Below are 12,379 nucleotides of genomic sequence, written 5' to 3'. Positions count from 1 at the left end.
ATTGAAATCACGCTTAATTCTATTCTTGTGCCAGCGTCATACGACACACTTTTAGCACATCGACAGTTTCTTGTGCATCATGAACGCGCATTATTTGCGCTCCTTTCATTGCTGCAATTGTTGCACATGCTAAGCTACCGACAAGGCACTCACTTGGCTGTTTATTCAATAATTTTGAAATCATTGATTTTCGAGACATCCCCACTAAAAGAGGGAGTCCAAATTGATGAAATTTATCTAAATGTGCCAGCAAGTGATAATTATGCTCCAAGGTTTTACCAAAACCGTACCCTGGATCTAATAATAATTGTTCGCGGGCAATACCCACTTTTTCACATGCAGCAATACGTTCGGCAAGAAATTCACTTACATCAGTAATTAAATCGCCATAATGTGGTTGAGCCTGCATTGTACGCGGCTGACCTTGCATATGCATTAAACAAATAGGAACATTGGCTTTTGCCGCTGCCTCTAATGCTCCCTCTTCACGTAATGCGCGCACATCATTGATCAAATCAGCACCAGCAGTAACCGCTTCCGTCATCACAAGCGCTTTACTCGTGTCTATTGATACCCAACAATCAAAGCGCTGTCGAATTGCCTCAATAATAGGCACAACACGTTCAAGCTCTTGCTCTTCTGAAACATCTGCAGCACCAGGACGAGTCGATTCACCACCGATATCGAGAATACTGGTGCCAGCCTCTAGCATTGCCTCGACATGCCGCAGCGCATGATCAAATTGATTGAATTTTCCCCCATCAGAAAATGAATCAGGGGTAACATTTAAGATCCCCATAGTATGGGGGTAAGACAAATCGAGTGTTTTTTCTTTGCTTGTCAAAATCACGAATCATTACTCCATGATAATTTAAATAAAAAAAACCCCGACACAAGTTCGGGGCTTTAATATTTGAAAGGCAATTAAGCTTGAGGCTTATCGTCTTCTTTTGGTGCTTGTTCTGTTTTCGGCTTTAGCTCTTCACTGTCAGTTGCAACTGGTTTTTCTTCAGTTTCAACTTTAGCTTCTGCTTTCGCTTCTGGTGCCGGCTCTGATTTAGCTGCTGATGGTTTTATTACATCATCAGTATCGCCCCAACCTTTCGGTGCACGAATTTCTGATTTACGCTCCATCAAATCATCGATTTGACCAGCATCAATCGTCTCATACTTCATCAATGCATCTTTCATTGCATGCATGATATCCATATTTTGAGCCAGAATTTCACGAGCACGTTCATAGTTACGGTCGATAAGAGCACGAACTTCCGTATCAATAGCACGAGCGGTATCATCAGACATATGCTTAGTCTGTGTAACCGAACGACCTAAGAATACTTCGCCTTCATCTTCAGCGTAAAGCACTGGACCCATCTTTTCAGAGAAGCCCCACTGAGTGACCATCTTACGTGCAATATCAGTCGCACGTTCGATATCGTTAGAAGCGCCAGTAGACACTTTATCAGCACCGTAGATCAACTCTTCAGCTAAACGTCCGCCGTAAAGGCTTGAAAGCATAGATTCAAGGAATTCACGAGAGTGACTAACACGATCCTTTTCAGGCAAGTACATCGTCACACCCAACGCACGACCACGTGGAATAATTGATACTTTGTATACTGGATCGTGATCCGGTACCAAGCGACCAATAATTGCGTGACCCGCTTCGTGATATGCCGTTGATTCTTTTTGGTCTTCAGACATAACCATAGATTTACGCTCTGCGCCCATCATGATTTTATCTTTCGCCAATTCGAACTCAACCATTGAAACAACACGCTTGTTACCGCGAGCAGCAAACAATGCAGCTTCGTTCACAAGGTTTGCCAAATCAGCACCAGAGAAACCAGGTGTACCACGAGCAATCAAAGATGGTACGACATCTCCTTCAAGCGGTACTTTACGCATGTGAACTTTAAGAATCTGTTCACGACCACGTACATCTGGTAAGCCAACCACAACCTGACGGTCGAAACGACCAGGTCGAAGTAATGCTGGATCCAATACATCGGGGCGGTTTGTCGCAGCAATAACAATGACACCTTCATTGCCTTCAAAACCATCCATCTCAACAAGCATTTGGTTCAATGTCTGTTCACGTTCATCGTGACCACCACCAACACCAGCACCACGTTGACGACCTACTGCATCAATTTCATCGATAAAAATAATACAAGGTGCTGCTTTTTTTGCTTGTTCGAACATGTCACGTACACGAGATGCACCTACACCAACAAACATTTCAACAAAGTCAGAACCAGAAATAGTGAAGAACGGTACTTTCGCTTCACCGGCGATTGCTTTTGCCAACAGCGTTTTACCCGTACCAGGAGGACCAACCAACAAAATGCCTGTTGGAATTTTACCACCTAGCTTTTGGAAACGGCTTGGATCGCGTAGATAATCAACCAGCTCTTTAACGTCTTCTTTTGCTTCATCACAACCTGCAACATCTGCAAACGTTGTTTTGATTTGGTCTTCACTCATCATACGTGCTTTAGATTTGCCGAACGACATGGCACCTTTGCCACCGCCGCCGCCTTGCATCTGACGCATGAAGAAAACCCAAACACCAATAAGGAGTAACATTGGGAACCACGAGATGAAGATTGAAGCAAGTAAGCTTGGCTCTTCAGGTGGAGTACCCAACACTTTCACATTAGCGTTGATAAGATCGTCTAGTAGTTTCTGATCGTTAAAAACAGGCAGATAAGTGACGTATCGCGTATTGTCACGCTTAAATACGGTGATTTCACGCTCGTTGAATCGTGCTTCCCTTATCTGATCCTGACCGATTTCACGGACAAACGTCGTATAATCGACTTGACGGCCAGCGCTATCACTAGGACCGAAGCTCTGAAAGACAGACATCAGAACCACAGCGATAACCAACCACAAAATCAAGTTTTTTGCCATGTCACTCAAGGTGTTAGCCCCGCAATAACTTAAAGATGAATGTAGAGTACTACAGTTTGTAACCTGTAGCCACAATATAGACCTCACGAGAGCGATCTCGAGAAGAATCCGGTTTCCTTATTTTTACTACTTTGAACATGTTACGAATTTCAGCTAAATATTGATCAAAGCCTTCACCTTGGAAAACTTTAACAGCGAAGCTGCCATTCGGAGCAAGAACTTGTCGGCACATATCTAATGCTAGTTCAACAAGATACATTGCTCTAGGTTGGTCTGAAGCAAGGTTACCGCTCATATTTGGTGCCATGTCTGAAAGGACAACATCAACCATGTCTGGTTGAATGCGTTCTAACAATGCACTTAACACCGCCTCTTCGCGAAAATCCCCTTGCAAGAAGCTGACGCCCGGTAATGAATCCATCGACAAAATATCGCATGCGATAACTTGTCCTTCATCACCAACCACTTCAGCGGCGTACTGTGACCAACCGCCAGGTGCAGCACCAAGGTCAACCACTGTCATGCCAGGTTTTAATAATTTATCTTTATTTTGAATCTCTTCAATCTTGAAGATGGCACGAGAGCGATAACCCCTTTTTTGTGCCTCTTGGACGTATTTATCATCAAAATGTTCTTTTAACCAACGACCAGAGCTGGCCGATTGTTTTTTTCTACTCATACTAAACCTAATGAGTTGATGTATTTATCCAGTATACTGCGTTGAAAATGTTCTGCGTATACTAAACAAATTAGTCTTCTAGTCTAGATGGCGTTAGAATGTCGTGTTTTCAACCCTAATTCACAAAATAGAGTCATCATGAATCTAAGCACCAAACAGAAGCAACACCTAAAAGGCCTTGCTCATAATCTAAAACCTGTTGTTCTTATGGGATCAAACGGTTTAACTGAAGCAGTAATCGCTGAAATCGAAATTGCGCTTAATCACCATGAGTTAATCAAAATCAAGGTTGCTACTGAAGACCGCGAAACCAAAATATTGATTGTTGATGCAATCATTCGCGAAACGAAAGCAGACAAAGTTCAAGTAATAGGTAAAACACTTGTTCTTTACCGCCCAACGGAAGAACGAAAAATCGAACTTCCTCGCAAATAAAAAAGGCCGCCAATGCGGCCTTTTTTACATCTACTCATTTTGAAATTGTAACATCTCAGCTTTAAATAACCGTTCAAATGTAACATTTACTAACAGTTAAATATAATTACCACTTTTAACCGCTTGAGCCACTATCGGTTAAATGTATTGAACTTGTTCAATTTCAAATTCTTTTACGCCGCCAGGGGTAAAGATAGAGACTTCATCACCTTCAAGCTTACCGATTAATCCACGTGCAATCGGAGAATTTACAGAGATCAGATTTTTCTTAATATCTGCTTCGTCATCACCAACGATACAATACATCACTTCATCATCAGTATTTATATCAATAAGCTTAACAGTCGTACCGAAAATCACTTTACCGGTATTTTCCATTTTCGTGACATCAATAACCTGAGATACAGAGAGCTTATATTCGATATCTCGAATTTGTGCTTCGCAAATACCTTGTTCTTCACGCGCAGCGTGATACTCAGCATTTTCTTTTAAGTCACCCAATTCACGAGCTTCACCAATCGCCTTAGAAATAATAGGACGACGCTTTAACAGTACCTCCAGCTCTTCACGTAGAGTCTGTTCACCACGCACAGTCATTGGAACCTTTTCCATAAATTTCACTACCTCAGTACACCCCAAGACGCTCGTCACTCTTAGGGGAAAAAAAGCCAGACCAGCATTGGCTGAACCAGCAGGGTTTAAAGGGTTACTGTCATTTTAAACAAAGATGACAAAGAGATCACCTTCGAAAATCATTATTATTGAACTCTTACAAAAGTCAGCCTGTAACACAATCAAACAGCATAAAGATGTGTTAAACCTCACAATTTAACCAACAGTAACGATTTAAACATCCGAAAAGATATCAACAAAACTCTAAATACAACTAAATCAACACGACAGCATCGAACTTTTTTACAATTAAATAAGACACTGATAAATAAAAGGATAAATACAAATATAGCTATCAAATTATCCCCATGTAGTATTTTTCAGTTTTTTTTACTAACAAAAACCAAAATAGATCAGTAAAAAGAACGCCATGCATTTAGAACTTAAATGTACATAAATAAAATAATTTTAAAAAGGATTCGGCAATGAACAAGAAACTGATTGCTCTAGCAGTAGCAGCAGCATCTATCTCTTCTGTAGCAACAGCGGCAGAAGTTTACTCAGACGAAACATCTAGCCTAGCAGTTGGCGGTCGTTTTGAAGCGCGTGCAGTACTAGCTGACGTAGAAAATACAGACAAGACTAAAACAAACAGCGAAGTGTCGGACAAGAGCCGCGTACGTATTAACGTTGCAGGTAAAACAGACATCACTGAAGATTTCTACGGTGTTGGTTTCTTCGAAAAAGAATTCAGCAGTGCTGACAGCAAGAAAGACGAAACACGTTACGCATACGCTGGTGTTGGCAGCCAATACGGTCAGCTAGTATACGGTAAAGCTGACGGTTCTCTAGGTATGATCACTGACTTTACAGATATCATGGCTTACCACGGTAACGAAGCAGGTAACAAACTTGCTGCAGCTGACCGTACAGACAACAACCTTAGCTACGTAGGTTCTTTCGACATCAATGGCGACAACCTAACAGTTAAAGCTAACTACGTATTTGGCGGTAGCGACGAGAACGAAGGTTACTCTGCTGCAGCAATGTACGCTATGGACATGGGTCTAGGCTTTGGTGCTGGCTACGGCGAGCAAGACGGTCAAGACGGTCAAGACAAAACTGGTAAGCAAGCATTCGGTGCTATCTCTTACACCATCAGCGATTTCTACTTCTCTGGTCTTTACCAAGATTCACGTAACACTGTAGTTAACGACAAGCTAATCGATGAGTCTACTGGTTACGAATTCGCAGCAGCTTACACATACGGTAAAGCAGTATTCATTACTACTTACAACTTCCTAGAAGATTCTAACGCGTCAGGCGATGCATCTGACCTTAAAGATTCAATCGCTATTGACGGTACTTACTACTTCAACAAGAACTTCCGTACTTACGCATCTTACAAGTTCAACCTACTTGATGCTAATAGCTCAATTACTAAAGCACAAGCTTCAGATGAGTTCGTTCTTGGTGCACGTTACGACTTCTAATCCCGCTTGGATTAGTTAAACTTAACGCTGATACTTTTAAAAAACGCAGATCGTAAGATCTGCGTTTTTTTATGTTTATCTACTATATGATTAGCACTACTGTTTTCAGATAATTGTGCATACTCATGTTTAAAAAAATCTTATCACTGTCGCTGCTCGTTATGAGTCTGCCTTCACTAGCGGCCTTCAACCCCCAAGCCGCCATCAATAAATTGCCTAACGGGCACGATTTAGCGTTAATGATCCTTGACCCTGCAACCAATCAGGTATTTTATTCTCAGCGAACAGAGCAATTACAAGCCCCAGCCAGCACACAGAAAGTGATCACAGCGCTTGCCGCTAAGCTCTATCTCGATGACAACTACCGCTTTAATACCGATCTTGAAGTGAGTACTAACGATGTGATTCTTCGCTTTAATGGCGATCCAACACTATCTCGTACTGAGCTCGCCTCGCTGTTAAAAGTACTCAAAAAGAATAACCTTTCAACAATTAAAGGTAACCTATACCTAAACGGCAATGCATTCTCTGGTTATGAGCGCGCAGCTGGCTGGCCATGGGATATTTTAGGCGTTTGCTACAGTGCGCCATCAAGCAGCATTACACTTGAACACAACTGTGTACAAGGCGCTTTATACAGTAATAAAGCTATCGGTCAGCAAACGCGTATTAATGTTCCCAGCCACCAACCGATTAACGCGGTATCTAATGCGCTTATAGTGACAAAAGAACAACAAAAGCAGCAACACTGCGAATTAGAATTAGTTGCAAATCCGAGTAACAACTATCAACTAAGTGGCTGTTTACCACAAAGTAAGAAACCACTGCCGTTAAACTTTGCCGTGCAAAATACCGAAGCCTATACCGCTGCAGTGATTCAGCAGGAATTAAAACGTACGGGGATCCAGCTAGAAGGTAAAATTCTACGTAATGACAATATAAAAGGTAAACGCATTGCACGTCATCAATCGGCACCGCTGGCGGAACTGATCGATGTAATGCTGAAGAAATCAGACAACTTAATCGCTGATAACTTAACCAAAACATTAGGTCGAGAATACTTTAAACAAGCAGGCACATTCAACAATGGCGTGGCAGCAATCAAAGCCATTTTACAGAAGCACGCCAATATCGACTTAACCGATACTGTTATGGTCGATGGTTCAGGCTTATCGCGTAATAACCGCATAAAAGCAAGCTCACTGATGCAAGTGATCACTCACCTCTATAACAACCCTTCTCTGGGTTTACTGAAAAACATGCCAGTATCAGGAGAAAGTGGCACGTTACTTTACCGACAAAGTCTTCGCCAAGCGCCACTGAAAGGCAATATAGTCGCCAAAAGTGGATCGTTATATGGCAGTTACAATCTAGCAGGAGTGATTAAGACCCAATCAGGTAAAGCACTATTGTTTGTCCAATTGGTAAATAACTATTTTCTACCCGACAATGTGAATGATAAGCCCACCACGCCACCTATCACTGAATTTGAAAAGGCCTTATATCTAAGTATTTACAACCAATATTAAGAAAATTGAGATAAACCGGCGGTTAAAAAAACAAAGCCCTAACGCATCGAATACGTTAGGGCTTTCGTTATGTTTTTAGCGTAATACTACGACAACCCAAGCATCCAATTGACGGTGGTAAAGTAAATCATCATACCGGTGATATCGACCACAGAGGCCAATACTGGGCTTACCAATACCGCAGGATCTAATCGGCATGCCCGTGCCACCATTGGCAGTACACCACCAACACTCGTTGATAATACAACCTGAAGCGAGATTGCCATACCAATTGCCATTGCGATATCTTCTAAATTCATACCTACAGGCAACAAGGTACTACCGCTGAACATCATCACACGCCCCATAATCACCGCGGCTAATACGCTAGCCATGATGATTGATACGCGAAATTCTTTCCACAATACGAGTAGCCAGTCTTTACACCGTATCTCTTCCATCGCGAGCGCCCTTACCACCAAGGTTGCTGCTTGCGAGCCTGTATTACCACCAGCAGCCGCAATAACGGGCATATAGATAGCGAGTAATACTAACTGGCTTAATGTATCTTCATAATGAGAAATAATTAAACCGGAAACAATACCAAGTAAAGCCAACCCCACAATCCAGCCAATACGTTCACGTACATGGCTCATCACACTATTTTTCAGATAATGGCCAGCAGGCTCAGCTTCAGAGCACAATAAACCCAGCCCACTCGCTAAGTGACGCATACGTACTTCTTCACCCAGTTCATCTAAGCGATCAAGTAGGTTTTGGACATGACGTAGTGGGCACTCATGGAGCACACCAGTGGCCTCTGTCATTGGCATCACAACCAATAATTTCGCTTGTTCATCAAAGGTGTATTTTAAAAATGCATTTCGTGCAGCCAGAATATCATTCTGACCATAGTTTTCCGTTACAGCATCTGCTGCATAGTTCATTACCGCCATGGCGAATCTCCCGATTGGCATAGTTACAGTAACGACCATCAAAATTTTGCCACGATACAAGGTAAACGTGCTTTTTACTCTTTGCTGTAACACTAAAAAATAGCGCTACAAACAACAGCAAAATGCCTGTCATTCACGACTTATTGACATAATTTAACATTGAGAATAAAGGAAGAAAATCGAGGAAATATTGTCAGATTGGGTATAAATAAAAATATACAAATGAGGACAAGCTATTCCGAACCCAGGCAGGATCGGAAACATAGGAGACCGACACCATTAAAGGGTTTGATTTTCCACCTTCATACTCGGAGGATGGTCGGTATCGTTCATTGAAATCTCCAAAATTTGCCGCTTGTTGCGACGTCGATAATTGTACGCAATTCAATTTTGAGTTCAAGCTCTATGTGAGTTAAAAATGATACAAATTGTGATGTAGACCACGCCTACCAGCCTCATTTACGAATATAAAAAAACCCACCAAAAGGTGGGTTTTAAAATATAAGCAATATACCGTTAAGATTGCACCTTAATGGTAGTGATTATGCCTTAATACGAGCGTGAAGCTCTTGCAAAGATGTAACGTGACCACGGTCATCGGCAGTGTGAGCCATACACGTTGCAAATGCAGCATTTAGCGTAGTGGTGTAATTCACCTTTTCAGCTAACGCGCCACGGCGAAGTACTTTAGAGTCTTCAATCGCTTGACGACCTTCTGCCGTATTCACAATGTAGGAGTATTCATTATTTTTGATACGGTCAAGAATATGAGGACGACCTTCGTGTACCTTGTTCACTAAGCGTGGGTTAATACCCGCTTCACCTAGAATCACAGCTGTACCGTGTGTTGCATCTAACTGGTAGCCAAGCTTCACAAGCTTAGACGCTAAATCGACAACACGTTGCTTGTCATTATTACGTACCGATAATAGTGCGCGACCACCATCTTCGTACTCTTTACCACAACCAAGCTCTGCTTTAGCAAATGCTTCTGCGAATGTATCACCAAACCCCATAACCTCGCCCGTTGAGCGCATTTCAGGGCCTAACAGTGGGTCAACACCTGGGAACTTGTTGAATGGCAGAACCACTTCTTTCACCGAGTAATAAGGCGGAATAATCTCTTTAGTGAAACCTTGAGATTCAAGAGACTGACCAGCCATTACACGTGCAGCAATTTTCGCTAGCGGTGCACCTGTTGCTTTCGAAACAAATGGGACAGTACGTGCAGCACGAGGGTTAACTTCAATTAAGTAAACTTCGTTATCTTTCACTGCGAACTGGGTATTCATCAAGCCACGAACACCTAGCTCAAATGCTAGATTTTTCACTTGCTCACGCATTACATCTTGGATTTCTTTACTTAGCGTGTAAGCAGGCAGTGAACATGCTGAGTCACCCGAGTGAACACCCGCTTGTTCAATGTGTTCCATGATGCCGCCGATAACAACTTGCTCGCCATCACAAATAGCATCCACATCGACTTCAACTGCATCATCAAGGAAACGGTCAAGCAATACCGGAGATTCATTAGAAACACTTACCGCTTCATTGAAGTAACGGCGAAGATCTTGCTCGTCATAAACGATTTCCATCGCACGACCACCCAATACATACGATGGACGAACAACTAATGGGAAACCAATAATGCGTGATTTCTCAATTGCCTGTTCCATTGTTGTAACCGTGGCATTCTCTGGCTGTAACAGACCTAAACGGTCAACCGCTTGCTGGAAGCGCTCACGGTCTTCTGCACGGTCGATAGCATCTGGGCTAGTACCAATAATCGGCACACCAGCAGCTTCAAGTTCACGAGCCAGTTTAAGTGGCGTTTGACCACCGTATTGAACAATAACGCCTTTTGGCTTTTCAACACGTACAATGGCTAACACATCTTCTAATGTTACTGGTTCAAAGTACAAACGATCTGATGTGTCGTAATCCGTTGAAACCGTTTCAGGGTTACAGTTAACCATGATGGTTTCATAGCCATCTTCACGTAATGCTAATGATGCATGAACACAACAGTAATCGAATTCAATACCTTGACCGATACGGTTAGGGCCACCGCCCAGAATCATGATCTTATCTTTATTTGTTGGCTGTGCCTCACACTCTTCATCGTATGATGAATACATGTAAGCCGTATCAGAAGAGAATTCAGCCGCGCAAGTATCAACGCGCTTGTAAACTGGGTGAATGTCATACTGGTCACGTAATTTACGGATTTCACTCTGTGCAACACCTAGCAATTTAGCTAAACGCTCATCAGAGAAACCTTTACGCTTTAGCTTACGTAGTTCAACAGCATTTAGACCCGCAAAACCGTTATCTTTAACTTTTTGCTCATCTTTAACGATGTCTTCAATTTGTACCAAGAACCAACGGTCAACATTCGTTAAGTTGAACACGCCATCAACCGACATACCTGAACGGAATGCATCAGCAATGTACCAAATACGCTCTGCGCCAGGCTCTTTCAGCTCATGACGAATCTTGCTCATTGCATTTGGTTCGTCTAGGTCAACCATTTCATCAAAGCCTGTTGCGCCAACTTCTAAGCCACGCAATGCTTTCTGTAATGATTCCTGCTGATTACGACCAATTGCCATCACTTCACCCACAGATTTCATCTGTGTTGTTAGACGGTCATTAGCACCGGCAAACTTTTCAAAGTTAAAACGAGGGATCTTCGTTACAACATAATCAATAGTCGGTTCAAATGATGCTGGTGTCGCACCGCCCGTGATGTCGTTCATTAACTCATCAAGCGTGTAACCTATCGCCAGTTTCGCCGCAATTTTTGCAATTGGGAAACCTGTCGCTTTAGAAGCAAGCGCTGATGAACGCGATACACGTGGGTTCATTTCGATGATAACCATACGGCCATCTTTCGGGTTGATGCCAAACTGTACGTTTGAGCCGCCCGTTTCAACACCGATTTCACGTAACACTGCTAGCGATGCATTACGCATCAACTGATATTCTTTATCTGTTAGTGTTTGTGCTGGGGCAACAGTGATTGAGTCACCGGTGTGAACACCCATCGCATCAAAGTTTTCAATCGCACATACGATGATACAGTTGTCGTTTTTGTCACGAACAACTTCCATCTCGTATTCTTTCCAACCAATTAACGATTCATCGATAAGCAATTCGTTAGTCGGTGAAAGATCTAAACCGCGAGTACAGATTTCTTCAAATTCTTCTTTGTTATAAGCAATACCACCGCCAGTCCCCCCCATCGTAAACGATGGACGAATGATACAAGGGAAGCCAACCATATCGAGAACTTTGTAAGCCTCTTCCATCGTCTTCGCTGTATCGGCATTAGGACACTCTAATCCAATAGATTTCATTGCTTTGTCGAAACGAGAACGGTCTTCAGCTTTATCAATTGCATCAGCTGTAGCACCAATCATTTCAACATTGAATTCTTTTAGTACACCCTGCTTTTCAAGTTCTAGTGCACAGTTAAGTGCAGTCTGGCCACCCATTGTCGGCAGTAAAGCATCAGGGCGTTCTTTAGCTATGATGTTACGTACAACTTCCCAGTGAATTGGCTCGATGTAGGTTGCATCAGCCATGTCTGGGTCAGTCATAATAGTTGCAGGGTTCGAGTTAACCAAAATAACTCGGTAACCTTCTTCACGCAGCGCTTTACAAGCTTGTGCACCTGAATAGTCAAACTCACATGCCTGACCGATAACAATCGGACCAGCACCTATAATCAGAACACTTTTTATGTCAGTACGTTTTGGCATTTCTTACTACTCCGGC

General features: G+C 42.6%; 9 protein-coding genes. 3 read left to right on the top strand and 6 right to left on the bottom strand.

All coding sequences use genetic code 11. The annotated features are described in order from the left end of the window. Nucleotides 1–19: 19 nt before the first annotated feature. The 3 genes from folP to rlmE all read right to left on the bottom strand — a co-directional run bounded on the left by folP (nt 20) and on the right by rlmE (nt 3,595). Nucleotides 20–850, bottom strand: coding sequence for a dihydropteroate synthase (gene folP / locus C9J47_RS19175; protein ID WP_107254933.1), 831 nt, complete (start codon nt 848–850; stop codon nt 20–22). A 74-nt stretch (nt 851–924) separates the two neighbouring features. Further along, nucleotides 925–2,925 carry an ATP-dependent zinc metalloprotease FtsH gene (gene ftsH, locus C9J47_RS19170; protein WP_211321771.1) on the bottom strand — a complete coding sequence of 667 codons (2,001 nt, stop codon included), beginning with the start codon at nt 2,923–2,925 and terminating at the stop codon, nt 925–927. Nucleotides 2,926–2,965: 40 nt separating this feature from the next. After that, nucleotides 2,966–3,595 carry a 23S rRNA (uridine(2552)-2'-O)-methyltransferase RlmE gene (rlmE, locus tag C9J47_RS19165; RefSeq protein WP_107254931.1) on the bottom strand — a complete coding sequence of 210 codons (630 nt, stop codon included), beginning with the start codon at nt 3,593–3,595 and terminating at the stop codon, nt 2,966–2,968. A 138-nt stretch (nt 3,596–3,733) separates the two neighbouring features. Here rlmE and yhbY point away from each other — a divergent pair, with 138 nt between their 5' ends. Beyond that, nucleotides 3,734–4,030, top strand: a complete 297-nt coding sequence (gene yhbY, locus C9J47_RS19160; protein ID WP_107254930.1) for a ribosome assembly RNA-binding protein YhbY — start codon at nt 3,734–3,736, stop codon at nt 4,028–4,030. A gap of 138 nt (nt 4,031–4,168) precedes the next feature. On the opposite strand, the gene greA is transcribed toward yhbY, so the two are convergent. Beyond that, nucleotides 4,169–4,642 carry a transcription elongation factor GreA gene (gene greA, locus C9J47_RS19155; RefSeq protein ID WP_006230682.1) on the bottom strand — a complete coding sequence of 158 codons (474 nt, stop codon included), beginning with the start codon at nt 4,640–4,642 and terminating at the stop codon, nt 4,169–4,171. 485 nt (nt 4,643–5,127) lie between these two features. Between greA and C9J47_RS19150 the strand changes: the two genes are divergently transcribed. Both C9J47_RS19150 and dacB read left to right on the top strand, forming a co-directional pair. Next, a complete protein-coding gene (locus C9J47_RS19150; RefSeq protein WP_107254929.1) occupies nt 5,128–6,135 on the top strand; it encodes a porin in 1,008 nt (335 codons plus the stop codon). A gap of 125 nt (nt 6,136–6,260) precedes the next feature. Continuing rightward, nucleotides 6,261–7,664, top strand: coding sequence for a serine-type D-Ala-D-Ala carboxypeptidase (gene dacB / locus C9J47_RS19145; RefSeq protein WP_107254928.1), 1,404 nt, complete (start codon nt 6,261–6,263; stop codon nt 7,662–7,664). 86 nt (nt 7,665–7,750) lie between these two features. On the opposite strand, the gene C9J47_RS19140 is transcribed toward dacB, so the two are convergent. Continuing rightward, a complete protein-coding gene (locus C9J47_RS19140) occupies nt 7,751–8,599 on the bottom strand; it encodes a magnesium transporter (protein WP_107254927.1) in 849 nt (282 codons plus the stop codon). A gap of 542 nt (nt 8,600–9,141) precedes the next feature. Then, nucleotides 9,142–12,363: a carbamoyl-phosphate synthase large subunit gene (gene carB / locus C9J47_RS19135; protein WP_107254926.1), complete on the bottom strand. Its 3,222-nt coding sequence runs from the start codon at nt 12,361–12,363 to the stop codon at nt 9,142–9,144. Between the last annotated feature and the right edge of the window lie 16 nt (nt 12,364–12,379).

The organism is Photobacterium indicum (assembly GCF_003026215.1).
GTDB lineage: Bacteria > Pseudomonadota > Gammaproteobacteria > Enterobacterales > Vibrionaceae > Photobacterium > Photobacterium indicum.
This window is presented reverse-complemented; position numbering and strand designations above follow the sequence as displayed.